A 23,910-nucleotide genomic window follows, 5' to 3' on the forward strand; every position below is an offset into this window, starting at 1 on the left:
GGAATGCTCAGTCCAGGGTGCGGCGGTAGAACCGCAGGGCCAGGCCCATGATGACAAGTGTGAAGACGACCAGCGGCCAGATGCTGGGCCACAGGTCGATCCAGCCATTGCCCTTGAGCAGGATGCCGCGGATCAGCCGGTTGTAATAGGTCAGCGGCAGGACATTGCCGATGGCTTGCGCCCAGGCCGGCATGCCCAGGAAGGGAAACATGAAGCCCGAGAGCAGCAGATTGGGCAGGAAGTAGAACATCGCCAGCTGCAGCGCCTGCAGCTGGTTCTGCGCCACGGAAGACAGGGTGATGCCCACGGTGAGGTTGGCCGCCACGAACAGCAGGGTGGTGAGGTAGACGGCAAGCAGGCTGCCTTCGAAGGGCACATGGAAGACAAAGCGGGCCGCGGTGAGCGTGATGGTGGCCTGGATCAGGCCGATGGCGATATAGGGCATGATCTTGCCCGTCATCACCTCCAGCGGCGTGACCGGCATGGCCAGCAGGTTCTCCATCGTGCCGCGTTCGCGCTCGCGCGTCATGGCCAGCCCCGTGATCATCACCAGGGTGAGCGTGAGCACCATGCCGATCAGGCCCGGCACGGTGTTGTATTGCGAGACCTGTTCTTCGTTGTAGAGCCTGTGCACCTGGACGTCGAAGGCGGGCGGGCCGCCGGCCAGGCGGGCCAGCGGCCCGGTCAGGTCGCGGCGCGCGACGCTGTCGGCCAGCTGCGCGGCCGCGCCGATGGCCATGCCGGTGGCCAGCGGATCGGTGGCGTCGGCTTCGATCAGCAAGGCCGGCCGTTCGCCGCGCAGCAGCTTGCGGGTGAAGTCCGGCGGGATGGACACGACGAAGAGCACGTCGCCGCGCGCCAGGGCCCGGCGCGCGCTGGCCTCGTCCTTCAGCGCCGGCACGATCTTGAAGTAATCGGAGGCCGACATGGCCGCCACATAGCTGCGCGTGAACTCGCTCTGGTCGGCCGCCAGCACGGCGGTGGGCAGTTGCTTGGGATCGGTGTTGATGGCGTAGCCGAAGAGCGCGAGCTGCACCAGCGGCAGGACGATGATCATGCCGAAGGTGATGCGGTCGCGGCGCAGTTGGAGGAACTCCTTCAGGACCATGCTCCACCAGCGGCTCCAGGAGAAAAACCGGCCGGCTCCGCGCGGCGTCGTCATGGCCGGCTCCCGAAGTTGTCGCTGGCGCGGCTCATGAGGTAGATGAAGACGTCCTCCAGGCTGGTCTCGACGGGCTCTATCTTCAGGCCGCGCGCCAGGGCGGCCTCGCGCAGGGTCTGCTCCAGCGGGCCGCCCGCCTGGCCGCTGACGTGCAGGGCATTGCCGAAGGCCACGGTCTGGGCCACGCCGCGCTGTCCGCGCAGCCATTGGCCCAGCGGCACCAGGTCGGCGCCGCGCACGGCCCAGGTCTCCAGCCGCTGGCTGGCGGTGATGCTCTCGGCCGTCCCCTGGGCGAGCATGCGCCCATAGGCCAGGTAGGCCAGTTTGTGGCAACGCTCGGCCTCGTCCATGTAGTGGGTGCTGACCAGCACCGAAATGCCTTGCGCGGCCAGCGCATGCAGCTCCTCCCAGAAGTCGCGCCGCGCCGTCGGGTCCACGCCGGCGGTGGGCTCGTCCAGCAGCAGCAGCCGCGGCTCGTGCAGCAGGCAGGCGGCCAGGGCCAGCCGTTGTTTCCAGCCGCCCGACAACGAGCCGGCCAGCTGGCTGGCGCGGCCTTGCAGGCGCAGCTGTTCCAGCGCCCGGTCCACGGCTTCGCGGCGGCGGGGCATCCCGTAGATGCGGGCCACGAAGTCGAGATTCTCGCGGATGGTGAGATCTTCCCAGTAGGAGAAGCGCTGCGTCATATAGCCGACGTGGCGCTTGATGCTGCCGCTGTCGCGCAGGATGTCGTAGCCCAGACAGGTGCCGCTGCCGGCATCGGGCGTGAGCAGGCCGCACATCATGCGGATGCAGGTGGTCTTGCCGCTGCCATTGGGCCCGAGAAAACCGTAGATCTCGCCGCGCCCGACCTGCAGCGACACCTGGTCGACCACCAGCTTGCCGCCAAAGCGCTTGGACAGGCCCTGCACGTCGATGACCGGCGCGCTGTCCGTCATTGCGCCGTCCCGTCCAGCCGCACATCCACGGGCTGGCCGGGGTGCAGGCGCGTGGCCTGGCCGGCCTGCGGACGCGCTTCGACCATGAAGACCAGCTTGCCGCGCACTTCGCGGCTGTAGATCACGGGCGGGGTGTACTCGGCCTGGGTGGCGATATAGCTGATGCGCGCGGGGATGGGATCGCCGCAGCCATCGCACGCCACCTTCAGGGCCTGGCCCACGCGCAGGCGTCCCAGGTCGTCCTGCGGCACGAAAAAACGCAGCTTGATATTGCCCGGCGGCAGCAGGCGCACGACGGGGCTGCCGGCGGCCACCCATTCGCCAGGGCGGTAGAGCGTGTCGAACACCAGGGCGGCGGCGGGCGCCTCGGCGCGGCGTTGCGCAAGGGCCCAGTCGGCCTGCGCCAGCGCGGCCTCGGCGGCCTGGACATCGGCCTGCAGGGCCTGGCGTTGCTGGTCGCGGCCGGGCAGGGCGGCGACTTGCAACTGTGCCTGCAGCTCGCGCACCTGCGCGCGGTTGGCATTGGCCAGGGCCCGGCTGTTGTCCAGCTCCTGGCGCGAGATGCCGCCATCCTGGTATTGGCGCGTGTCGCGGGCGAGCTGGGCATCGCTGCGCGTCTGTTCGGCCTGGGCGCGCAGCAGCTGGGCGCGCACCACCTCCACTTCGGGCGGCCGTTTGCCGCTGGCCGTGTCGGCCAGCTGCGCCTGCGCGGCGGCCAGCCGGGCGCGGGCTTCGTCGCGGGCGGCGCTTTCGCGGTCGTGTTCCAGCGTGAACAGCAGCGCGCCCTGATCCACCTGGCCGCCGCGCTCGACCCGCAGCGTGAGCAGGCGCCCCGCTTGAACGGGCGCCACGGCGACGAATTCGCCTTCGGCATAGCCTTGATAGGCTGTCGCCGTTTCGCGGCCGCAGGCCGCAAGCAGGCAGGACGCCAGGGCGGGGGCGGCAAGGCGCGCCAGCCGGATCATGGACGGGATCATGGGCAGGGTCATGGGCGGCGGGAAGGAGAAGGGAAAAGCCCGTGCTCGATCAGGGCGCAGGCGTGGGCGGCGACGGCCGCCGTATCCAGCGCCGGCTCCTGCGCCCACACACGGCGCCAGATGCCGGCGGTGGCCAGCGGCAGCAGGGTCGTGCCGAGGATGGATAGAAAGACCAGGCGGGGATCGATGCCGGCATGGACCTTGCCACGCGCCTGCGCTTGCGCCAGCGCCTGGGCGAAGCCGCGCAGCCGGTCGATGGGCAGATGGGCCAGCACGCGCTCGCGCAGTTCGCCGCCTTCGTTGACGACCTCGCGCATCCACAGCGGCGGCAACCAGGGGCGCTGGGCGGCGCACTCCATCAGGCGGGCCACGATGGCGCGCACCATCTCGCGCGGCCCGCAGGCCTTGGCGGGCGGCTCCCAGACATACTCGATGAGCGGCACCAGGCGCTCGCTCACCAGGGTATCGAGCAGCGCCTCGCGATTGCGGAAGTAGTAATGCACCATGGCCGGCGTGAGATCGGCCGCGCGCGCGATGCGCGCGAGGGTGGTGGCGGCCACGCCATGCCGGGCGAATTGCGCGGTAGCGGTATCGAGCAACAGCGCGCGGGTGGCGCTGGCATCGGGTTGGGCGGGGCGGCCCGGACGGCGGACGGGACGGGAGGCAGCCATGCGGCCCATTCTAATTAATGAAAAAGTTAATTAAAAGAGGGCCGGGTTTTGTGCGCCGCCGCAGCCCTGGTGTAAAAGGGAATGGATACCGCCAAGGAGGCCGCGCATGACCCTGCAATCCGCTACCGTCAATCGCCGCATCGTGCTCGCCCGCCGCCCCCAGGGCGAGCCCCTGGAAACCGACTTCCGCCTGGAGACCGAGGCCGTGCCGCAAGTCGGGCCCGGGCAGGTCCTGCTGCGCACCGTCTATCTCTCGCTGGATCCTTATATGCGCGGGCGCATGAGCGATGCGCCCTCCTATGCCAAGCCGGTGGCGCTGGGCGAGGTCATGGTCGGCGGCACGGTCTGCCGCGTGGCCGCCAGCCAGCATCCGGACTATGCGGTGGGCGAATGGGTGCTGGCGCAAAGCGGCTGGCAGGACTATGCCCTGTCGGATGGCCGCGGCTTGCTCAGGGTGGACGCCCGCCATCCTTCCTATTCCCTGGGCGTGCTGGGCATGCCGGGCTATACCGGCTACATGGGCCTGCTCGATATCGGCCAGCCCAAGCCGGGCGAGACCGTGGTCGTGGCCGCGGCCAGCGGCGCGGTAGGGTCGGTGGTGGGGCAGGTGGCCCGCATCAAGGGCTGCCGCGTCGTGGGCATCGCCGGCGGCGTGGACAAGTGCCGCTACGCGGTCGAGGAACTGGGCTTCGACGCCTGCGTGGATCACCGGGCCGCCGACTTGGCCGGACGCCTCGCGGAGGTCACGCCCGACGGCATCGATGTGTATTTCGAGAATGTGGGCGGCAAGGTTTTCGACGCCGTGCTGCCGCGCCTGAACCCGCGTGCCCGCGTGCCGGTATGCGGCTTGATCTCGGCCTATAACGCCACCGAACCGCCGGCCGGCCCGGACCGCCTGCCCGCCCTCATGGGCGCCGTGCTGCGCAAGCGCATCCGCATGCAGGGCTTCATCATCATGCAGGATTATCCCGACGGTTTCGGCGAGTTCAGGCAGACGATGGGCGCGTGGCTGGAGCAGGGCTACATCAAGTACCGCGAGGATGTCGTGGAGGGCCTGGAGGCCGCGGGCCGTGGCCTCATCGGCCTGCTGCGCGGCGAAAACGCCGGCAAGCGCATTGTGCGCGTGGGAGACGAAGCATGAGGGTACTCATGGTGTTGACGTCGCATGACCGCTTGGGCGATACCGGCCGCAAGACCGGTTTCTGGCTGGAGGAATTCGCGGCGCCGTATTACGTGCTGCGCGAGGCGGGCGCCCGGATCACGCTGGCGTCGCCCGCCGGCGGGCAGCCGCCCCTGGACCCCAAGAGCGATGAGCCCGATGCGCAGACCGATGCGACACGGCGCTTTGCCGCTGACGACGCGGCGCGCGCGCAATTGGCCGCCACGCGCAAGCTGGACGAGCTGAGCGCGGCGGATTTCGATGCGGTGTTCTATCCGGGCGGGCATGGCCCGCTGTGGGACCTGGCCGAAAGCCGCCATTCGGTCGGCCTGATCGAGGCCATGCTGGCCGCCGGCAAGCCGGTGGCCGCGGTCTGCCACGCGCCCGGCGTGTTGCGCCATGCCAAGGCGCCGGACGGCACGCCGCTGGTGGCCGCGCGCCAGGTGACCGGATTCAGCAATGCCGAGGAAGCGGCGGTCCAATTGACGGCGGTCGTGCCCTTCCTGGTGGAAGACGAGCTCAAGCGGCTGGGCGCCAGCTATAGCGCCGCACCCCAGCCATTTGCCGAGCATGTGGTGCGCGACGGGCTCTTGATCACCGGGCAGAATCCAGCCTCGTCGGCCGGCGCCGCCCGGGCCCTGCTGGCCGCGCTGGCGCGCGGCTGAGCCGGTTTCAGGCGGGCAGGCGGAAGGTCGCCGCCACGGCCTCGAAGTCGGCCAGCGTGCGCTGTTGCCAGGCCGCGTCATGGCCCAGTTCCTGGGCCAGCAGGCGGGCCACCTCGGGCGCGGCCAGCTGCGCGGCTTCGGCATCCAGGAACAGCGCCCGGTTGCGGCGCGCCAGCACATCCTCGACCGTGCGCGCCATCTCATGGCGCGCCGCGTACCGCACATGCGCTTCGGTCAGGCCGCTGGCCTTGACCAGCATGCGATCGGCCCCGGGCAGGGCGCGCAAGGCCGGCAGGTCGGTGCCGTAATAGCTGTCGGGCGTGCCCTGGGGCTCGGCCAGGCGGGTGCCGGGCGCGGGCGCGCCGTGCAGGCGCAGGTCGGCGCTGCGACAGGCGGCCTGGGGCAGCAGTTGTTTTTCGATGGCGGTGTCCACCACGTCCTGGGCCATCTTGCGGTAAGTGGTCCACTTGCCGCCGGTCACGGTGATCAGGCCGCTCTTGGAGACCAGGATGGTGTGCTCGCGCGATAGCGATTTGGTCGACGCTTCGCCCGTGGCCTTGACCAGCGGCCGCAGCCCGGCCCACACACTGGTGACGTCGGCGCGCGTGGGCTGGCGCGTGAGATAGCGCCCCGCTGTCTCGAGGATGAACTCCACCTCGCCCGGCAGCGGGCGCGGGTCGGCGGGCAGGTCCTGGCGCGCAGTGTCGGTGGTGCCGACGATGGTGTGGCCGTTCCAGGGCACCATGAAGAGCACGCGGCCGTCGTCGGTCTTGGGCACCAGGATGGCTTCGTCGCCGGGCAGGAAGTCGCGCGGCAATGTCAGGTGCACGCCCTGGCTGGGCGCCACCATGGTCTGCGCGGCCGGGTCGTCCATGCGGCGCACCGCGTCGACCCACACGCCGGTGGCGTTGACGATGCACTTGCCGCGTATGGCATGGCGCGCCCCGCCGATGACGTCCTCGGTCTGCACGCCGTCGACGCGGCCTTGCGCATCGCGGCTCAGGCCGGTGACGCGCACATAGTTGATGGCCGTGCCGCCTTGGTCAAAGAGCGTGCGCATGAGCGAGACGGCCAGGCGCGCGTCGTCGAACTGGCCGTCGTAGTACAGCACGCCACCGCGAAGCCGCTTGCCCTTGACCGCGGGCGCCAGCGTGCGGGCATGGGCCAGCGTCTCATCGCGCGACAGCCAGCGGCTGGGCGCCAGGTTGAGCGCGCCGGCCAGCATGTCGTACATCTTCAGGCCGACGCCATAGAAAGGCTGGTCCAGCAGCGAATAGGCCGGCACCACGAAACCCAGCGGCCACGCCAGGTGGGGCGCATTGCGGTTGAGCAGGCCGCGTTCGTGCAGCGCCTCGCGCACCAGGCTGATGTTGCCCTGCGCCAGGTAGCGCACGCCGCCATGCACGAGCTTGGTGGCCTTGCTGGACGTGCCCTTGGCGAAGTCCGCGCCCTCGATGAGCAGGGTGCGGAATCCGCGTGAGGCGGCGTCCACGGCGGTGCCCAGGCCCGTGGCGCCGCCGCCGATGATGACCACGTCCCAGGGTTCGGAGGTTTCCAGGCGGGCGAGAAGATCTGCGCGCGAGGGCATGGCGTCGGGAGTGCTTGGGTTCATGTCGGGGGAAAAATCAGGAGGCGTCGGTGGCGACGTGATAGCGCACGCCGGCGTCGCGCAGGATCTGGGCCAGCGGCGCTTGCGGCTCGGCGTCGGTGAAAAAACGGGTGATGCGGGAAATCGGCGCCAGTTCGACCATGGCCTGGCGCTGGAATTTGCTGCTGTCGGCGGCCAGCCAGACCTCGCGCGACTGCTCGATGATGGTCCGGGCCACGCGCACTTCGCGGAAATCGTAATCGCGCAGCGTGCCGTCGGCCTCGATGCCGGAGATGCCGATCAGGCCGATGTCGACCTTGAACTGGCGGATGAACTCGATGGTGGCCTCGCCGGTGATGCCCCGGTCGCGCGGGCGCACCACGCCGCCGGCGACGATGACCTCGCAATCCGGGTTGTCCGAGAGGATGTCGGCCACATGCAGGTTGTTGGTAATGACCCGCAAGCCGCGGTGCTTGAGCAGGGCGCGGGCGATCGCCTCGGTGGTCGTGCCGATATTGATCAGCAGCGAGCAGCCATCGGGCACCGCGTGCGCCACGGCCTCGGCGATACGCCGCTTGGCTTCGGCATGCAGGCCCTGGCGCTGACGATAGGCGATGTTCTCGATGGTCGAGGCTTCGCTGCGCACGCCGCCATGAAAGCGCGACAGCATGCCGGCGTCGGCGAGCAGGTTCACGTCGCGGCGCACGGTCTGCAGCGTCACGTCGAAGGCGCGCGCCAACTCTTCGATGGTGGCCGATCCCTGGGATCGGACACGTTCCAAAAGTGCGCTCTGGCGGGGGTTTAGTGTCATGTTTACATCATAAAACAACAAAAGCGAAAATACATAATCCTATTCGCGCATTGTTTTGTTTTCGCTTCATATCGCCGGCCCGCGGGGATGGCCCGGATGACGTCGGGGCGGGGATCAGGGCAGCAAGCGCAGGAAAGGCCACTGCGCCAGCCTTGCTTGTCCTGCAGGCGGGCCTGGAATTGGACATGCTTGGCGCCTCGGAAACGTGGCGTGGGGCGGACGATGCCGGCAAACAGATCGTCCAGGCCCAGCGGCGCGAGGATCTCGATGCGGTCGAAGGCATCTAGCCGCACCGCGACGGCGGTGGCGGTTTCGGGCCACGCGCGCAGGGCATCGCCGCAGCAGGCATAGGGTGCATCCTGGTTGCGCGCATGCATGCGGCTTTGGTTCTTGACCGACCAGGGGGCTGGCGGGCCGGTGCGCGCTAGCCGGCGCTCCAGCGCCGTGTCGCGCAGCGGCTGGGCGCGCGCGCGGTCGAACCAGATCACATCGATGTCGGCGGGCAGGCGGGGCGGACGCCCGGCCAGCATGTCCCAGACGGCATTGCGCACAAAGCCCGCGCCTATCCAGGCGTCGGGCAGGGCGAGGGCGCGCACCTGGCGCAGCAGCGCCAGGCGCGGCCCATCGGCCTGCAGGAGGTCGGCCAGGCGCTGCCGCATGGCGGGCGCTATTCCCCTTCGGCCCACTCCACGCGCGCGCCGACCGAGCACAGGTTCTCGACGAAGTTCGGGTGCGCCCGGCGGATGGGCAGGGCGTTGATGATCTCCGAGCGGCCCTCGATGCTGGCGGCCACCATCAGCAGCGCGATCGCCACGCGGATGATGTAGGGGCTTTCGACCTTGGCCGGGCTCAGCGGCAGGCCGCCGAAAGTGATCAGGCGATGCGGGTCCGACAGAAAGACGTGGGCGCCGAACTTGGACAGCTCCACCGACCATCCCATGGCGCCGTCATAGACCTTGTTCCAGAACATGGCGCTGCCTTCGGCGCGCACGCCCAGGGCGATGAAAATGGGTAGCAGGTCCACGGGCAGGTAGGGCCAGGGCGCGGCCTCCACCTTGGTGAGGATATTCTGGGTGAAGGGGCGGCGCACGCGCAGCGGCCCGTCGCAGTGCGCCTGCGACCAGCCATCGCGGTGTTCGACTTCGACGCCGAACTTGGCGAAGGTGCGGTCAATGAGCGGAAACTGCCCGGGCGCGGAGTTCTTGACGGTGATCGAGCCGCCGGTGATGGCGCCCAGCGCCAGGAAGGTGGCGATCTCGTGGAAATCTTCGTCAAAGCGGAACTCGCCGCCGCCCAGGCGCCGGCCGCCTTCGATGCGCAGATGCGAGGTGCCGATACCGCTGATGGGCACGCCCAGCATCTCCAGAAAGCGGCAGAACTCCTGCACATGCGGCTCGGAGGCGGCGTTGACCAGTGTCGAGACGCCGCGCGCCGACGCCGCGCAAAGCGCGAAGTTCTCGGTGGTGGTGACCGAGGCATAGTCCAGCCAATGGTCATTGGCCGCCATCTGGCCGTCGGCGCGCACGATGAGCGAGGCGGGCGCGCGCTCGATGCGCGCGCCGAAGCGTTCGAAGACCTCCACGTGCGGATCGATCTCGCGCACGCCCAGCGTGCAGCCCTTGACGTCGTTCTCCAGGCGCGCCACGCCGAACCGGGCCAGCAGCGGCGGCACCAGCATGATGGACGAGCGCATTTCCTCGGGCAGGTGGTGCCGGGCCGGGTCGAAGGCGGTGGCGCGGTGGTGCAGTTCCAGCACGCCGGTGGAGAAGTCCACCGACACATCGCTGCCCAGCAGGCGGAAGATCTCCAGGATCTTCTTGACGTCGGTGATTTCGGGCACGCCGATCAGGCGCAGCGGCTGGTCGGTGAGCAGCGTGGCGCACAGGATGGGCAGGACGGCATTCTTGTTGGCGGACGGCACGATCTTGCCGCGCAACGCGGTGCCGCCATGGACGATCAGATGAGACATGGTGTTTGGCCAGGAGGTCAGGACAGCGCCTGGGGAAATTCGGGCAGGGCGATGTCGGCGTGGCCGGGCAGCACCCAGCGCGCGCATTCGCGGGTGGCGTCGATGCAGCCGCCTTCGGCGTACACGCCCTGCGGATCACGGATGCGCAGCATGCGCTCGAGCACGGCCTGGCGGGCGGCGGGCTGGGCCTCGGTCTGGGCCACGCGGGCCTCGACGATGTCTTCGTCGATGAAAAGCTTGCCCTGCTCGTTCAGGCGCGCGCCGTCACGCCAATGGTAGATCTCCAGGCATTTGTGCGTGAGGGTATAGGGCTGGTCGCGCTTCCAGAAATTATTGAACAGGCCCGAGCCCAGGTAGAAGACCCAGGAGCCCTCATAGCCCTCGACGTTGGAGGAATGGGCATCCGGGTTGCGGAACCACAGCCTGTCGCCCGGCACGTAGAAGCGCGGCGGCAGCGGCTCGTCCAGCGAGCCGTACTCGCGCAGGAAGGCGTCATGGAAGCGGCCCGACATCACGGCGCGCGTTTCCCACTGGCGCTGCAGGCGGGCATAGAGTTCCGGGTTGCTCTGCTGCAGTTCTTGGGCGATGCCCAGCACCGTCACATATTCGGTGGCGCGATAGCAGGAGAACGCATAGGTCTGGCCGGAGACTTGGGGCTGGGTGGCCAGCGTCAGGCCTTCGATCAGCGAACGGCCGGGCAGGATGGTAAAGCCCGTGGCTTCGTCGTAGGTCCAGTAATCCGCGGGGCGCTCGGCCTGCTCCGTGTCGAAGGCCAGTGCGGTGCGCGTCGCGGCGCGCACGATATTGCGGCGGATGCGCAGCGCCGCTTCCAGCTCGGCGACATCGGGAAATGGAAAGGCGACCGGACAGGCCAGCATGGCCAGCACGATTTCCTGTTCGAGATCGGCGTCGCCGCGGGTGTCCAGGCCGAGGCTGTGGACCAGGCCGGTGGTATCGCCCTCGGGCAGGTGGCGCCGGGCGAATTCGGGCCGGGCCTGGATGCGCACGGAACCGTCGGGCGCGGCGTCGCATTGCGCGTGGGCGTCCAGCCCGCGCGCCTGCAGGAAGCGCCGGGCGGCCGCCAGGCTGTCCTGGGCGCCGGGAAGAATACGGATACCGCCCGGATCACGGGCGGCGGAGATTGCGCTGGGCTGCATGGATGAAGCACCTGGTGGCAAGCGCCGGCCGTGGCCGGCGGGTGGGGGCGGGCCCGCGGGCCCGCGACTGCTACAGCATAGATCAGGCCGGCCGGTCGGTGGGCGGAGGCGGCGGGGCGGCAGGGGTGGGGGGCACCTGTCCCGGATTGTCGGCGCGGGCCATCCAGGCAATCAGCGAGGACCGCATTGCTTCCTCGACCGACATATCGATCGGCACCACCCACTCGGTGGGCACGAACACGGTATAGCCGCCGATCATATAGCCCATCGGCAGGTAGACCGCCACGCGCTCGCCCGGCAGAAAGCCCTCGGGCAGGCCCTCGGTGCTGCGCCGCGTGATCAGGCCCACGACCTCCAGCGGATTGCCGGGCATGCGCAGCACCACCACTTGCTGCGAGGTGGACTTGGCGCTCGAAGAAAAATAATCGGCAAAGCTCTTGAGCGAGGAATAGATGCTCTTGACCACCGGCAGGTTGGTGAACGGCATTTCCAGAAACAGCAGCACCCGCTGCACGCGCTCCTTGGAGACCAGGTAGCCGATGGCCAGGATGGCCAGGATGCCCAGCAGCAGCCCCAGGCCGGGGATGTAGAAATTGCCGATGAAGGGCCGCAGGAAGGTCAGCGCGATGGCTTCCGTCCAGGCCAGGAAGATGAACAGCAGATAGAGCGTGAGCGCGATCGGCAGGATCGTGATCAGGCCAAGAAAGAAATAGCGGTAAAGGCGTCGGGACATTTGAGCAACTCCGGACAGCAGGCGTCCAATCAGGCGCCAATGGTACTAGAACGGGGCTTGCCGGCCCGGCTCAGCGATCCACCGGCAAATACAGCGATTCCTTGATCTCTTCCATGACCACATAGCTGTGCGATTCGGCCGAGGCGGGCAGGCGCTTGAGGATCTCGCCCAGCAGCCGCCGGTACTCGGCCATCTCCGACAGGCGGGCTTTCACCAGATAGTCGAAGTCGCCCGACACCAGGTGGCATTCCATGACCTCGGGCACATACATCAGCTCTTGCTTGACCTTGTCGAAGACATCGCCCGACTTGGCCGACAGGCGGATTTCCAAGAACACCAGCAGCGTCTTGCCCAGGGCGGCGGGATTGAGCCGGGCGTGGTAGCCGGCGATGACGCCGTCGCGCTCCAGGCGCTTGACACGCTCGGAACACGGGGTGGCCGACAGATTGACTTGCTCGGCCAGGTCGGTAATGGAAATACGCCCGTTGCGTTGCAGGATATCGAGGATTTTCTGGTCGGTGCGGTCCAGTTCGCGCATTTCACTCCCCAGTGGCGGGAAAATCCGTGTTGCCAGCGAAATTTTAATGCCAAATGAATTTTTTTAGTGATTTTCACTGCCTATGCCATCCTAGACTATGGGGATCAACCGACCAATAGCAGAATCACGGGGATTGCTATGCATATCATCGTCCTGGGCAGCGGCGTCATCGGCACCACCACGGCCTACTATCTGGCTCGCCAGGGGGCCCAGGTGACTGTGCTGGATCGCCAGGCCGGCCCGGCCGACGAGACCAGTTACGCCAACGCAGGCCAGGTCTCGCCGGGCTATTCCACGCCCTGGGCGGCGCCGGGCATTCCGGCCAAGGCGCTCAAATGGCTGTTCCAGAAGCATGCGCCGCTGGCCTTGCGCATCGACGGCAGCCTCTGGCAGTGGCGCTGGATGGCGGCGATGCTGGCCAATTGCACGGCTGATCGCTACGCGGTCAACAAAGAGCGCATGCTGCGGCTGGCCGAGTACAGCCGCGACTGCCTGCGCGAACTGCGCCAGGCCACCGGCATCCAGTATGAGCAGCGCGCCCAGGGCACGCTGCAGCTGTTCCGCACCGAGGCGCAGCTCGAGGCGGCGCGGCGCGATATCGCCGTGCTCGAGGAAGTGGGCGTGCCCTATGAACTGCTGGACCGCCATCGCCTGCCCACGGCCGAACCGGCCCTGGCGCGCTCCCTGCACAAGCTGGCCGGCGGCCTGCGCCTGCCCAATGACGAGACGGGCGATTGCCGCCGCTTCACGCGCGCGCTGGCCGGCTTGGCGGCCGGCCTGGGCGTGCAATTCCGTTTCAACCAGGCCGTCGACGGGCTGGCGCTGGAAGGCGGCCGCGTGAGCGGCGTGCGCGTGGGCGGCGAGCTGCTCAAGGCCGACGCCTATGTCGCCGCCTTTGGCAGCTATACGCGCGACTTCCTCGCGCCCCTGGGCCTGGACCTGCCGGTCTACCCGGTCAAGGGCTATTCGCTCACCATTCCCATGACCGACGCCCAGGCCGCGCCCGTGTCGACCGTGCTGGACGAAACCTACAAGATCGCCATCACGCGCTTTGACGAGCGTATCCGCGTGGGCGGCATGGCCGAGCTGGCCGGCTTCGACCTGCGCTTGAAGCCCCAGCGCCGCGCCACGCTCGAAATGGTGGTCGAGGATCTTTTCCCCGGCTGCGGCGACGTGCCGGCCGCCGAGTTCTGGACCGGCCTGCGCCCCATGACGCCGGACAGCACGCCCATCGTCGGGGCCACGCGCCATGACAACCTCTTCCTGAACACCGGCCATGGCACCCTGGGCTGGACCATGTCCTGCGGGTCGGGCAAGCTCATGGCCGATATCGTCATGGGCCGCCAGCCGGCCATCCGTGCCGATGATCTGGCGATTTCGCGCTACCGCGACATGCGCCGCGGCGCCGGCGGCCTGCGCCTGGGCCAGAGCCGCGCCTGACGGCCGCGCAAGGCGCTTTGCGCCGCGGGGGCTTGTGCCACAATCCGGGCATGAGCTCCCGCCCGATTTCCTTCCTGCATACCGCCGATTGGCAGATAGGCCGGCAGTACGGCCAGTTCGACGATGACGATGCCGCCGTGCTGGCCGAGGCCCGCCTGGAGACGGTCGCCCGGCTGGCCGCGCTGGCGCGCGAGCGCGGCGTGGACGCCGTGCTGGTGGCCGGCGATGTCTTCGACACCCAGGCCGTCTCCGACCGCAGCATCAGGCGTCTATTCGACGCGCTGGCCGGCTATGCCGGGCCCTGGGTGATGATTCCCGGCAACCACGACGCGGCCCTGGCCGAAAGCGTGTGGACCCGCGCGCGCCAGCTGGACTGCATTCCCGCCAATGTGCATCTTGCGCTGCAGCCCGGCGTGATCGCCTTGCCAGGCTTGGCCGTGCTGGCCGCGCCGCTGACCCAGCGCCATACCTATGATGATGTCACGCGCGTCTTCGACAGCCTGGAAAGCCCGCCCGGCCTGCCGCGCGTGGGCCTGGCGCATGGCAGCGTGGCCGGGCGTCTGCCGGAGTCGGCCGATGCGGCCAATCCCATCGCGCCGGACCGCGCCGAGCGCGCGCGCCTGGACTACCTGGCCTTGGGCGACTGGCATGGCTGCCTGCGCGTGGGCGCGCGCTGCTGGTATGCGGGCACGCCCGAGCCCGACCGGTTTCGCGGCAATGCGCCCGGTTTCGCGCTGCACGTGCGGCTGGCCGGGGGCGAGCCCGAGGTCGAGCAGGTGGCGGTGGGCCGTTATCGCTGGCTGGACTGGGACGTGGAACTTGCGCTGCCGGCCGATGCCGAGATGCTGGAGGCGCGCCTGCAGGCCCTGCAGGCCGATGATGTCTTGCGCTTGAGCCTGCGCGGCAGTGTGTCGCTGGCCGCCTGGGAGCGCCTGGCCCAGGCTATCGGCCGCGCCGAGGCCCGGCTGCGCGCGCTGCGCCTGGAGCACGAGGCGCTCGGCCTGGAGCCCGACGAGGCCGACTTCGCCGCCCTGGACGGCGGCGGCTATGTGGGCGAAGTGGCCGCGCGGCTGCGCGCCATGCAGGGCGATCCGCAAGCCGCCCCGGTCGCGCGCGAGGCGCTGCGCATCCTGATGCGCCTGGCGCGCGAGGAGCGCGGCGCATGAGGCTGCATCGCATCGCCTTGCAAGAGTTCCGCAAGTTCCGCGAGCCGGCGGCGCTGGAGCGCCTGGATCCCGGATTGAACATCATCGCCGGGCCCAACGAGGCCGGCAAATCCACCTATGCCCTGGCGCTGAGGGCGGCCTTCCTGGAGCGCTACAGCACCAGCAAGGTGGCCGACCTGGCGCCTTATGGCATGGCCGGCGCGCGGCCTTCGGTCACGGTGGCGTTCGAGCATGCCGGCCGGCAGTACGAACTGCGCAAGCAGTTCCTGCACCGGGCGCGCTGCGAGCTCTTGATCGACGGCCAGCGCCTGGAGGGCGAGGCGGCCGAGCAGGCGCTGGCCCAGTTGCTCGGCTTCGAGATCCCGGGGCGCGGCCAGAGCCGGCCGGAGCATGCCGGGGTGCCGGGATTGCTGTGGATCGCGCAAGGCAGCGGCCAGGACATCGCCGAGCCCGCCCAGCATGCCGGCGCGCAAGTGCGCGAGGCCCTGACGCGGATCACCGGCGAGCTGGCCAGCCAGGACGGCGACCGCCTGCATGCGCAGGTCCAGGAAGCGCGCGCGGCGCTGCTGGATGCGCGCGGCGGCAAGCCCAAGGGCGCCTACAAGGCGGCCGAGGACAATTGGGCGCGCCTGGGCCAGGCCCGCGAGGCCCTGCTGCGCGAGCGCGCCGAGCTGGACGCCGATGTCGACCGCCTGGCCCTGTGGCGGGCCGAGTACGAACACAATGAACGCGAAGCGCCCTGGCTGGCGCTGGAACAGCAGGCCGCGCAGGCGCGCGCCCAGCTGCAGGCGCTGGTGCGCCAGGAAGAGGCCGTGCAGCGTTTGCGCCAGGACGCCGACGAGGCGCAGCGCCTGGCCCAGGCGCTGCGCGAGCAGGCCGCCCGCGACCAGCAGGATGCCGAGACGCTCGGGCAGCTGCGTGCCGACGCCGCCGGCGCGGCCCGGTCCGTGGCCCAGGCCGCCGAGGCCGCGGCGCGCGCCGCCCAGGCCCGCGAGCAGGCCGAGGCGGCACTGCAGGGCGCGCGCGCGGCAGTGGAGGCCTTGCAGGAAGCGCGCCGGCAGGCCGAGATGCGTGATGCGCTGCGGCGGGTGCTCAATGACGAGGCGCGCCTGGCGGCCGCGCTGGACGCCGCCCAGGCGGCCGAGACCCAGGCCGCGGACCTCGAGGCCCAATGGCGCCAGGCGCGCATCGATGCCGAACGCCTGGCGGCCTTGCGCAAGCTCGGACAGCAATGCGAGGGCTTGCGCCTGCGCCAGGAGGCCGCGGCCACGCGCATCCGCCACATCCTCGAGCCCGGCGCCAGCCTGACGCTGGACGGACAGGCGTTGCGCGGCGAGGGCGAAGCCTTGTTGTCCGAAGCCGCCGAGCTCCGGCTGCCCGGGCTGGGCGCGCTGCTCATCCAGCCCGGCGGACAGGATCTGCCGGCCTTGCGGCGGGAGCTGGCCGACGCCCAGGCGCGGCTGGCGCAAGGCCTGTCCGCCCTCGGCGTGCCCAGCCTGGCGCAGGGCGAAGCGCGGCTGGCGCGGGCCGAGCAACTGGAACGCGAGCTGGCGCAAGCCAGGCTGGCCCTGGCCGCGCATGCTCCGCAAGGGCTGGCGGCCCGGCGCGCCGAACTGGCCGAGGCCACGCGCACGCGCGAACGCCTGCAGGCCCAGTTGGCGCCCGAGGCGCCGGGCGACGACCTGGAGCCGCGCCTGGCCGCGGCCGGTGATGAACTGCGCCGCTGCCAGGCGCAGGCCGAGACCGCGCAGCGCCTGGCGCGCGAGGCCGAGGCCAACCATGTCCAGGCCCTGGGCCGGGCCGGCGCGCTGCGCGAACAGTACGAAAGCCGCCAGGCGGCTTTCGATGACGAGACGCAAGCCGCGCGCCGGGCGGCGCGGGCGGTGCAATTCACCCAGGCCGAAGCGCGCGAGCAGGCGTGCCGGCGCCAGGCCGAGCAGGCCGAGGCGGCGTTGGCCGCGCAACGGCCCGACCTGGTCAAGCAGGACGCCGAGCGCTATGCGCGCTCGGCCGACCTGGCGCGCCAGGCGCAGCAGGAACGCCATGCGCGCCTGCTGCAATTGCAGGGCCGGCTGGAGCAGGCCGGCGCCCAGGGGCTGGGCGAGCGGCTGGCCGAGACCGAGGCCGAATGGCAGCGCGCCGGGCGCCTGCGCGACGACTATGCGCGCCGCGCGGCGGCCTTGGACCTGCTCTGGCGGCTGTTGGGCGAACAGCGCGAGAGCGCCACGCGCCGCCTCTTGCGGCCGCTGTCCGAGCGCCTGTCGCATTATCTGGGCTTGCTCTTTCCGGGCGCGGATCTGCGCCTGGATGACAACCTGCTGCCCGTGGCGCTGGCGCGCGCCGAGACCGAGGATGCCCTGGCCGCCCTGAGTTTCGGCACGCGCGAGCAGTTGGGGCTGCTGGCCCGCCTGGCCTACGCGGACCTTCTGCGGCAGGCGGGACGGCCGACCCTGCTGGTGCTGGACGACGCCCTGGTGCATGCCGACGGCAGCCGGCGCGAGCGGGTCAAGCGGGCCTTGTTCGATGCCGCCACGCGGCATCAGATCCTGCTGTTCACCTGCCACGCCGAGGCGTGGCAGGACATGGGGGTGGCGGTGCGCCACCTCGATGCGCTTACTCGGTGAGCTGGATCTTCTGCTCGCGCGCGATCTTCTGGCGCAGTTCGAGTTCACGCTTGATGAGCGCGGCGTAGGCCTCGGGCGTTCCGCCGTCGATCTGCGAGCCGCCGTCGATCAGGCGCTGGGCTGTCTTGGGGTCCTTCAGCGCGCGCGCGGCGGCGTCGTGCACCCGCTGCACCACGGCCGGGGACACGCCGGCCGGCGCCACCAGGCCATACCAGGCCATGTTGTTCATGTCCGGCATGCCCGCCTCGGCGAAGGTGGGCACATTCTCCAGGCCCGGGACGCGCTGGCTGGAGGCGACCGCCAGGGCGCGCAGCTTGCCCGACTGGATGTGCGGCATCGACGAGGGCAGGTTGTCGAACTGCGCGCTCACCTGGCCGGCGATGGTGTCGTTCAGGCCGGGGCCCGAGCCGCGGTAAGGCACATGGATGAAATCGGGCGTGCCGGTCAGGGACTTGAACAATTCGCCATCCAGGTGCGAGATGCCGCCCGTGCCGGCCGAGGCATAGCTGTACTTGCCCGGATTGGCCTTGAGCAAGGCGACGAACTCCTGCAGGTTCTGCGCTGGCACCTTGGGGTTGACTGTCAGCACATTGGGCACGTTGACCAGGTTGATGATGGGCGTGAAGTCTTTCAGCGGGTTGTAGGGCGTCTTGGGATTGGTGGCCGGATTGGTCGCCATGGTGCTGACGGTGGCCATGCCCAGGGTGTAGCCGTCCGGCGCCGAACGGGCCAGCGCCTCCGCGCCGATGGCGCCGCCGCCGCCGCCCTTGTTCTCGACCACGATGGCCTGGCCCAGCTCGCGGCCCAGGCTTTCGGCGACCACGCGCGCCACGATGTCGGTGGTGCCGCCGGCCGCGAAGGGCACGATCAGGCGGATGGGCCGGTCGGGGTAGTCGGCCATGGCCGGCGACGCGAGCACCGCGGCGCCAAGCGCCGCGCACAGCAGGGTACGGATTTTCATAATGGGGCTATCTCCTCAGCGCGGCGGGCGGTCCGCCCCTTGCCGCAAGTTCAAAACATGCCTATCCGGCTTTGTGGGCCGGGCGCGGCATTCCACACAAAAAGCGGGCCGGGAGATAGCCGGGCTTACCCGAAGTCAGGCGGAAATATTGCGCCGCGTCAAACTCCGTCGATTGCGCAATTATTGTGCAATGATCCTCGGGTTAATCGCAGTTATTCGTGCGTAACTTACAAGAATCTGATATTTTTCGTCTGAGTCTCCTGGCCGATTTCGCCAGAACCCCCTCCGTAGTGTCCCCCAGCGCGCCCGCCGCCCTGGAGGAATGTGTTGTCTTATTCAGGACGGCGGCGAGCGGTAGTATGGGTCGAACCAGGGCGTCTTCCGACCGCCTATCAGGCTTCACGCTCATCTCTCGCTGACCGCAAGAGAAGAGCCGGACCTTTCCCGGAGCGCCATGTCGCTAATACTCATTCTCGCTCTGCCGTTCGCCGGCAGCCTGTGCGCCGCGTTGTTGCCGGCAAATGCCCGCAACGCGGAAGCCTGGCTGGCTGGCCTGGTCGCGCTGGCCTCCACCTTGCTGGTGGCCAGCCTCTACCCCCAGATCGCGGCAGGCGAGGTGATACGGGCCCAGATATCGTGGGCGCCGGCGCTGGGTTTGCAGTTCGCGCTGCGCATGGACGGCTTTGCCTGGCTGTTCTCTTTCATCGTCTCCGGCATGGCCACGCTGGTGGTGCTTTATGCGCGCTACTACATGTCGCCCGAAGACCCGGTGCCGCGCTTTTTCTCCTTTTTCCAGGCCTTCATGGCCGCCATGCTGGGCGTGGTGCTGTCGGGCAACCTGATCCAGCTGGTCATGTTCTGGGAAATGACCAGCCTGGCCTCCTTCATGCTGATCGCCTACTGGCATCATCGCGCCGACGCGCGGCGCGGCGCGCGCATGGCGCTGACGGTCACGGGCGCCGGCGGCCTCTGTCTGCTGGGCGGGGTGCTGCTGCTGGGCCATATCGTGGGCAGCTACGACATGGACGTGGTACTGCGCTCGGGCGACCTGGTGCGCGCCGACCCCTGGTATCCGGCCGCCCTGGCCCTGGTGGCCCTGGGCGCGCTCACCAAGAGCGCGCAATTTCCCTTCCAGTTCTGGCTGCCCAATGCCATGGCCGCGCCCACGCCGGTGTCGGCGTATCTGCACTCGGCCACCATGGTCAAGGCCGGGGTCTTCCTCCTGGCGCGCTTCTGGCCGCTCTTGGCCGGCACCGACGAATGGTTCTGGATCATCGGCGGGGCGGGGCTGTGCACGCTGGTGCTGGGCGCCTACGCGGCCATCTTCCAGCAGGACATGAAAGGCGTGCTGGCGTATTCCACCATCAGCCACCTGGGCCTGATCACGCTGCTGCTGGGCCTGAACAGCCCGCTGGCCTTGGTGGCGGCCATCTTCCACATGGTCAACCACGCCATTTTCAAGGCTTCGCTGTTCATGGCGGCCGGCATCGTCGACCACGAGACCGGCACGCGCGACGTCAATCGCCTGAGCGGGCTGTATTCCGCCATGCCGCTGACGGCCACGCTGGCCATGGTGGCCGCCGCGTCCATGGCGGGCGTGCCGCTGCTCAACGGCTTCATTTCCAAGGAAATGTTCTTCGCCGAAACCACCTTCATCACCGGCGACCGCTTCCTGGAGTATGGGCTGCCGCTGATGGCCACCGTGGCCGGCGCCTTCAGCGTGACCTATTCCCTGCGCTTCATCCTGCAGGTCTTCTTCGGCCCGCCGGCCACCGATTTGCCGCGTGCGCCGCACGAACCGCCGCGCTGGATGCTGTTTCCCAGCATGTTGCTGGTCCTGCTCTGCCTGGTGATCGGCGTCGTGCCCGGACTGACCGTCGGGCCCGTGCTCACCATGGCCGCGCAGAGCATCCTGGGCGTGCACATGCCGCAGTTCAGCCTGTCTGTCTGGCACGGCTTCAACCTGCCGCTGGTCATGAGCCTGGTGGCCATGACCGCCGGGGTGCTGCTCTACCTGGCGCTGCGCGCCCATCAGGCGGCCCATCCGGGACATGTGCCCTTCATCTACCGCATGGATGGCCGGCGCACGTTCGAATATCTCTTCGAGGCCAGCTCCGTGGCCGCGCGCTGGCTGCTGCGCCGCCTGGCCTCGCCGCGCCTGCAGGTGCAGATGCTGGTCATCGTGATCGGCACCTTGCTGGTGGCCTGGCTGCCCTTGCGCGTGCCGGGCTGGCTGGACGGGCAGGGGCCGCGCACGCCGGCTGACCCGGTCTTCCTATTGCTCTGGCTGGCCGGCGGCGCCTGCGCGCTGGGCGCGGCCTACCAGGCCAAATACCACCGCCTGGCCTCGCTGACGCTGTCCGGCGGCGCGGGGCTGGTGACCTGCCTCACCTTTGTCTGGTTTTCGGCGCCCGATCTCGCCCTGACGCAGCTGGCCGTCGAGGTCGTGACCGTCGTGCTCCTGCTGCTGGGCCTGCGCTGGCTGCCGCGGCGCATCGTGGGCGAGGGCGAGGATGAACGTCCCGGCCTGAAGGCGCGCCTGCGACGCGCGCGCGACCTGGGCCTGGCCGCGCTGGCCGGCCTGTCCATGAGCGCCATCGCCTACGCCATGCTGACCCGTCCGGTGGGCGACACCATTTCCTCCTTCTTTGTCGAGGAAGCCCTGCCCGAAGGCGGCGGCACCAATGTGGTCAACGTGATCCTGGTGGATTTCCGCGGCTTTGACACCTTGGGCGAGATCACGGTGCTGGGCATCGTGGCCCTGACGGTCTACGCGCTGCTGCGCCGCTTCCGTCCGGCCCAGGAAAGCATCGAGATGCCGAGCCAGCAGCGCGACCAGGACGGGCTGCTGCCCGGCCAGGCGCCGCCCGCGCCAGACACCAAGTCGCCGCTGCCGCAAGGCGCGATGCGCATTCCGGCCGTGCTGGTGCGCCTCCTGCTGCCGGTGGCCGTGCTGGTGTCGGTCTATCTGCTGCTGCGCGGACACAATCTGCCGGGCGGCGGCTTCGTCGGCGGCCTGGTCATGGCGACCTCGGTCATCCTGCAATACATGGTGGGCGGTGTGTACTGGGTGGAATCGCGCAGCCGGCTCAACCCGCAGCACTGGGTCGGCCTGGGGCTGCTGGCCGCCGGCGCGGCGGCGGTCTCGGCCTGGCTGGCCCTGCGTCCCTTCCTGTCGGCGCTGGCCTGGGACCTCCACCTGCCGCTGGTGGGCAAGATCCATCTGTCCAGCGTGCTGTTGTTCGACCTCGGCGTCTACATGCTGGTCGTCGGCGCGACCGTGTTGGTGCTGGTGGCGCTGGCCCACCAGTCCTTGCGCGCGCAGCGCAAGCTGGCGGCCGAAGCGCAGGCCGAAGCCGACACCGCGATCAAGGGAGCGTGACATGGAATGGATATACGCAATCGCCATCGGCGTGCTGGTCGGCTCCGGCGTCTGGCTGCTGCTGCGGCCCCGGACCTTCCAGGTCATCATGGGCCTGTCGCTCATCTCCTATGCCGTCAATCTCTTCATCTTCGGCATGGGGCGGTTGACGGTGGGGCGCCCGCCGGTGGTCGATCCGCTGGTGCCGCCCGACCCCAGCGTCTACGCGGATCCGCTGCCGCAGGCCCTGGTCCTGACCGCCATCGTCATCGGCTTTGCGACGACGGCCTTGTTTCTAGTGGTGCTGCTGGCCTCGCGGGGCCTGACGGGCACCGACCACGTTGACGGCCGGGAGCCCGAATCTTGATCGATTGGCAGCAACATCTCCCCATCTATCCCATCGCGGTGCCGCTGCTGGCCGGCGCCGTCATGCTGCTGCTGGCCGATACCCGGCGCCGCGAACGCGCCTTCATCGCCGTCGTCTCCACGCTGCTGCAGCTGGGCAGCGCCATCGCGCTCCTGGCCCTGGCCGGCGGCGCCCACGGCATCTGGCCCACCGGCATCGGTGTCTATCTGCCCGGCGACTGGCCCGCGCCCTTCGGCATCGTGCTGGTGGTCGACCGCTTGGCGGCCGTCATGCTCACGCTCACCGCCACGCTGGGCCTGGCCACGCTGATCTACTCCCTGGCCCGCTGGGACCGCGCGGGCGTGCATTTCCATTCGCTGTTCCAGTTCCTGCTCATGGGCCTGAACGGCGCCTTCCTGACGGGCGACCTGTTCAACCTCTTCGTGTTCTTCGAGGTGCTGCTGGCGGCTTCCTATGGGTTGCTGCTGCATGGCTCCGGCGCGGCCCGGGTCAGCGCCGGGCTGCAATACATCGCCGTCAACCTGGTGGCGTCCTTCCTGCTGCTGATCAGCATCGCGCTCATCTACGGCGTAACCGGCACGCTGAACATGGCCGACCTGGCCGTGCGCGCGGGCACGCTGGTCGGCACCGACCGGCGCCTGTTCGAAGCCGGGGCGGCCATCCTGGGCGTGGCCTTCCTGGTCAAGGCCGGCGCCTGGCCGCTGAACTTCTGGCTGGTCAGCGGCTATGGTTCGGCCTGCGCGCCGGTGGCGGCCATGTTCTCCATCATGACCAAGGTCGGCATCTACTCGCTGCTGCGCATCGGCTCGCTGCTGCTGCCCACCGGGGCCCCTTCGGCCTTCAGCCTGGACTGGATGTTCGCCGTCGGGCTGGCCACCCTGATCTTCGGCGGCGTGGGCATCCTGGCCTCGCAGCAGATGGAAAAACTGGCGGGCTATTGCGTCATCGTCTCGGCCGGCACGCTCTTGACGGCGCTGGGCATGCCGGGCGTGACGCTGACCGGGCCGGCCCTGTTCTATCTGCTCAGCTCCGTGCTGGCCACCGGCGCTTTCTTCCTGCTGACCGAGTTGGTCGAGCGCACGCGCAGCTTCGGGGCCAACGTGCTGGCCGTGACCATGGACAGTTTCGACCTCGACGACCCCGCCGCGCCCAATCGCTCGGACGACGTGGTCGGGGTGGCGATTCCGGCGGCCATGGCCTTCCTGGGGCTGGCCTTCGTGTCCTGCGCGCTGCTGGTCACCGGCCTGCCGCCGCTGTCGGGCTTCGTGGCCAAGTTCTCGCTCTTGTCGGCGGCGGTGACAGCGGCCAATACGTCCGCGCCGCCCCTGGATGCCTGGCTGCTGGTGGCCGCCGTGCTCCTGTCCGGCCTGGCCGGCCTGATGGCGCTGGGCCGCGCGGGCATCCGCATCTTCTGGAGCGGCGAAGAGCGCTCCACGCCGCGGCTGCGGGTGCTCGAGGCCGGCCCCGTGGCCGTGCTCATCCTGCTGTGCGTGGCGCTGGTGGCCGCCGCCGGGCCGGTGTCGGCCTATCTGGACGCGGCCGCCCAGTCGCTGGATACGCCGGCCGCCTATATCGAGGCCGTGCTCTCCAAGCAGCCGGTGCGCGTGATCGGGGAGGACCACTGAG

At 69.4% G+C, this 23,910-nt stretch carries 20 protein-coding genes; 8 read left to right on the forward strand and 12 right to left on the reverse strand.

The window, feature by feature from the left end; translation table 11 throughout:
• Window positions 1–7 precede the first annotated feature (7 nt).
• The 4 genes from AXA74_RS06020 to AXA74_RS06035 are packed head-to-tail and all read right to left on the reverse strand — an operon-like array spanning window position 8 to window position 3,745.
• A complete protein-coding gene (locus tag AXA74_RS06020) occupies window positions 8–1,162 on the reverse strand; it encodes an ABC transporter permease (RefSeq protein ID WP_032955689.1) in 1,155 nt (384 codons plus the stop codon).
• Window positions 1,159–2,097, reverse strand: coding sequence for an ABC transporter ATP-binding protein (locus AXA74_RS06025; protein ID WP_032979644.1), 939 nt, complete (start codon window positions 2,095–2,097; stop codon window positions 1,159–1,161). The genes AXA74_RS06020 and AXA74_RS06025 overlap by 4 nt, the downstream gene beginning before the upstream one ends.
• Complete coding sequence (locus tag AXA74_RS06030; protein ID WP_029580711.1) at window positions 2,094–3,086, reverse strand: HlyD family secretion protein; 993 nt, start codon at window positions 3,084–3,086, stop codon at window positions 2,094–2,096. The genes AXA74_RS06025 and AXA74_RS06030 overlap by 4 nt, the downstream gene beginning before the upstream one ends.
• The gene (locus AXA74_RS06035) at window positions 3,083–3,745 is read right to left on the reverse strand and encodes a TetR/AcrR family transcriptional regulator (RefSeq protein WP_095075255.1); all 663 of its coding nucleotides are present in this window, start codon (window positions 3,743–3,745) and stop codon (window positions 3,083–3,085) included. The genes AXA74_RS06030 and AXA74_RS06035 overlap by 4 nt, the downstream gene beginning before the upstream one ends.
• Window positions 3,746–3,851: 106 nt before the next feature.
• On the opposite strand from AXA74_RS06035, the gene AXA74_RS06040 reads away from it, so the two are divergent.
• Entirely contained in the window at window positions 3,852–4,886 is a 1,035-nt protein-coding gene (locus AXA74_RS06040; RefSeq protein ID WP_032955687.1) for an NADP-dependent oxidoreductase, read from the forward strand.
• Window positions 4,883–5,569: a type 1 glutamine amidotransferase domain-containing protein gene (locus AXA74_RS06045; protein ID WP_029580714.1), complete on the forward strand. Its 687-nt coding sequence runs from the start codon at window positions 4,883–4,885 to the stop codon at window positions 5,567–5,569. Before AXA74_RS06040 ends, AXA74_RS06045 begins: the two co-directional genes overlap by 4 nt.
• Before the next feature lie 7 nt (window positions 5,570–5,576).
• Here AXA74_RS06045 and AXA74_RS06050 read toward each other — a convergent pair whose 3' ends face one another.
• The 7 genes from AXA74_RS06050 to AXA74_RS06080 form a co-directional block, all read right to left on the reverse strand.
• The gene (locus AXA74_RS06050; protein ID WP_032955686.1) at window positions 5,577–7,181 is read right to left on the reverse strand and encodes a glycerol-3-phosphate dehydrogenase/oxidase; all 1,605 of its coding nucleotides are present in this window, start codon (window positions 7,179–7,181) and stop codon (window positions 5,577–5,579) included.
• A gap of 13 nt (window positions 7,182–7,194) precedes the next feature.
• Window positions 7,195–7,968: a DeoR/GlpR family DNA-binding transcription regulator gene (locus AXA74_RS06055; protein ID WP_032955685.1), complete on the reverse strand. Its 774-nt coding sequence runs from the start codon at window positions 7,966–7,968 to the stop codon at window positions 7,195–7,197.
• A 2-nt stretch (window positions 7,969–7,970) separates the two neighbouring features.
• Window positions 7,971–8,627 (reverse strand): nucleotidyltransferase family protein, encoded by a 657-nt coding sequence (locus AXA74_RS06060; RefSeq protein ID WP_080700998.1) that lies wholly within the window; start codon window positions 8,625–8,627, stop codon window positions 7,971–7,973.
• Between the two features lie 8 nt (window positions 8,628–8,635).
• Entirely contained in the window at window positions 8,636–9,937 is a 1,302-nt protein-coding gene (locus tag AXA74_RS06065) for a UDP-N-acetylglucosamine 1-carboxyvinyltransferase (RefSeq protein WP_029580718.1), read from the reverse strand.
• 17 nt (window positions 9,938–9,954) lie between these two features.
• Complete coding sequence (locus AXA74_RS06070) at window positions 9,955–11,094, reverse strand: hypothetical protein (protein ID WP_029580719.1); 1,140 nt, start codon at window positions 11,092–11,094, stop codon at window positions 9,955–9,957.
• Window positions 11,095–11,176: 82 nt separating this feature from the next.
• On the reverse strand, window positions 11,177–11,827 hold the full coding sequence (locus tag AXA74_RS06075) for a DUF502 domain-containing protein (protein ID WP_032979643.1): 651 nt from the start codon (window positions 11,825–11,827) through the stop codon (window positions 11,177–11,179).
• A gap of 70 nt (window positions 11,828–11,897) precedes the next feature.
• Window positions 11,898–12,365 (reverse strand): winged helix-turn-helix transcriptional regulator, encoded by a 468-nt coding sequence (locus AXA74_RS06080; protein ID WP_029580721.1) that lies wholly within the window; start codon window positions 12,363–12,365, stop codon window positions 11,898–11,900.
• A gap of 138 nt (window positions 12,366–12,503) precedes the next feature.
• Between AXA74_RS06080 and AXA74_RS06085 the strand changes: the two genes are divergently transcribed.
• From AXA74_RS06085 to AXA74_RS06095, 3 genes are read left to right on the forward strand one after another with little or no spacing between them, the layout of a single operon-like run.
• Window positions 12,504–13,805, forward strand: a complete 1,302-nt coding sequence (locus AXA74_RS06085; protein WP_029580722.1) for a D-amino acid dehydrogenase — start codon at window positions 12,504–12,506, stop codon at window positions 13,803–13,805.
• Window positions 13,806–13,855: 50 nt separating this feature from the next.
• Window positions 13,856–14,971 (forward strand): metallophosphoesterase family protein, encoded by a 1,116-nt coding sequence (locus tag AXA74_RS06090; protein WP_029580723.1) that lies wholly within the window; start codon window positions 13,856–13,858, stop codon window positions 14,969–14,971.
• A complete protein-coding gene (locus tag AXA74_RS06095) occupies window positions 14,968–17,595 on the forward strand; it encodes an AAA family ATPase (protein ID WP_060833142.1) in 2,628 nt (875 codons plus the stop codon). Before AXA74_RS06090 ends, AXA74_RS06095 begins: the two co-directional genes overlap by 4 nt.
• On the opposite strand, the gene AXA74_RS06100 is transcribed toward AXA74_RS06095, so the two are convergent.
• Window positions 17,585–18,556: a Bug family tripartite tricarboxylate transporter substrate binding protein gene (locus AXA74_RS06100; RefSeq protein WP_029580725.1), complete on the reverse strand. Its 972-nt coding sequence runs from the start codon at window positions 18,554–18,556 to the stop codon at window positions 17,585–17,587. The two genes, AXA74_RS06095 and AXA74_RS06100, sit on opposite strands and share 11 nt — an antisense overlap.
• Before the next feature lie 454 nt (window positions 18,557–19,010).
• On the opposite strand from AXA74_RS06100, the gene AXA74_RS06105 reads away from it, so the two are divergent.
• The 3 genes from AXA74_RS06105 to AXA74_RS06115 are packed head-to-tail and all read left to right on the forward strand — an operon-like array spanning window position 19,011 to window position 23,909.
• On the forward strand, window positions 19,011–21,938 hold the full coding sequence (locus tag AXA74_RS06105) for a monovalent cation/H+ antiporter subunit A (RefSeq protein WP_032962799.1): 2,928 nt from the start codon (window positions 19,011–19,013) through the stop codon (window positions 21,936–21,938).
• A gap of 1 nt (window position 21,939) precedes the next feature.
• A complete protein-coding gene (locus AXA74_RS06110) occupies window positions 21,940–22,284 on the forward strand; it encodes a Na+/H+ antiporter subunit C (protein WP_005014186.1) in 345 nt (114 codons plus the stop codon).
• Window positions 22,281–23,909 carry a monovalent cation/H+ antiporter subunit D gene (locus AXA74_RS06115; protein ID WP_029580727.1) on the forward strand — a complete coding sequence of 543 codons (1,629 nt, stop codon included), beginning with the start codon at window positions 22,281–22,283 and terminating at the stop codon, window positions 23,907–23,909. Before AXA74_RS06110 ends, AXA74_RS06115 begins: the two co-directional genes overlap by 4 nt.
• Window position 23,910 lies beyond the last annotated feature (1 nt).

Origin of the sequence: Bordetella hinzii LMG 13501, assembly GCF_001548475.1 — a bacterium.
Classification (GTDB): domain Bacteria; phylum Pseudomonadota; class Gammaproteobacteria; order Burkholderiales; family Burkholderiaceae_B; genus Bordetella; species Bordetella hinzii.

What these genes read in the sequence shown, in the direction of transcription:
- AXA74_RS06065 (WP_029580718.1), bottom strand. Translation starts at nt 9,937, where the DNA reads ATGTCTCATCTGATCGTCCATGGCGGCACCGCGTTGCGCGGCAAGATC.
- AXA74_RS06060 (WP_080700998.1), bottom strand. Translation starts at nt 8,627, where the DNA reads ATGCGGCAGCGCCTGGCCGACCTCCTGCAGGCCGATGGGCCGCGCCTG.
- AXA74_RS06095 (WP_060833142.1), top strand. Translation starts at nt 14,968, where the DNA reads ATGAGGCTGCATCGCATCGCCTTGCAAGAGTTCCGCAAGTTCCGCGAG.
- AXA74_RS06045 (WP_029580714.1), top strand. Translation starts at nt 4,883, where the DNA reads ATGAGGGTACTCATGGTGTTGACGTCGCATGACCGCTTGGGCGATACC.
- AXA74_RS06075 (WP_032979643.1), bottom strand. Translation starts at nt 11,827, where the DNA reads ATGTCCCGACGCCTTTACCGCTATTTCTTTCTTGGCCTGATCACGATC.
- AXA74_RS06030 (WP_029580711.1), bottom strand. Translation starts at nt 3,086, where the DNA reads ATGACCCTGCCCATGATCCCGTCCATGATCCGGCTGGCGCGCCTTGCC.
- AXA74_RS06025 (WP_032979644.1), bottom strand. Translation starts at nt 2,097, where the DNA reads ATGACGGACAGCGCGCCGGTCATCGACGTGCAGGGCCTGTCCAAGCGC.
- AXA74_RS06085 (WP_029580722.1), top strand. Translation starts at nt 12,504, where the DNA reads ATGCATATCATCGTCCTGGGCAGCGGCGTCATCGGCACCACCACGGCC.
- AXA74_RS06110 (WP_005014186.1), top strand. Translation starts at nt 21,940, where the DNA reads ATGGAATGGATATACGCAATCGCCATCGGCGTGCTGGTCGGCTCCGGC.
- AXA74_RS06090 (WP_029580723.1), top strand. Translation starts at nt 13,856, where the DNA reads ATGAGCTCCCGCCCGATTTCCTTCCTGCATACCGCCGATTGGCAGATA.
- AXA74_RS06020 (WP_032955689.1), bottom strand. Translation starts at nt 1,162, where the DNA reads ATGACGACGCCGCGCGGAGCCGGCCGGTTTTTCTCCTGGAGCCGCTGG.
- AXA74_RS06050 (WP_032955686.1), bottom strand. Translation starts at nt 7,181, where the DNA reads ATGAACCCAAGCACTCCCGACGCCATGCCCTCGCGCGCAGATCTTCTC.
- AXA74_RS06100 (WP_029580725.1), bottom strand. Translation starts at nt 18,556, where the DNA reads ATGAAAATCCGTACCCTGCTGTGCGCGGCGCTTGGCGCCGCGGTGCTC.
- AXA74_RS06105 (WP_032962799.1), top strand. Translation starts at nt 19,011, where the DNA reads ATGTCGCTAATACTCATTCTCGCTCTGCCGTTCGCCGGCAGCCTGTGC.
- AXA74_RS06040 (WP_032955687.1), top strand. Translation starts at nt 3,852, where the DNA reads ATGACCCTGCAATCCGCTACCGTCAATCGCCGCATCGTGCTCGCCCGC.
- AXA74_RS06080 (WP_029580721.1), bottom strand. Translation starts at nt 12,365, where the DNA reads ATGCGCGAACTGGACCGCACCGACCAGAAAATCCTCGATATCCTGCAA.
- AXA74_RS06035 (WP_095075255.1), bottom strand. Translation starts at nt 3,745, where the DNA reads ATGGCTGCCTCCCGTCCCGTCCGCCGTCCGGGCCGCCCCGCCCAACCC.
- AXA74_RS06070 (WP_029580719.1), bottom strand. Translation starts at nt 11,094, where the DNA reads ATGCAGCCCAGCGCAATCTCCGCCGCCCGTGATCCGGGCGGTATCCGT.
- AXA74_RS06055 (WP_032955685.1), bottom strand. Translation starts at nt 7,968, where the DNA reads ATGACACTAAACCCCCGCCAGAGCGCACTTTTGGAACGTGTCCGATCC.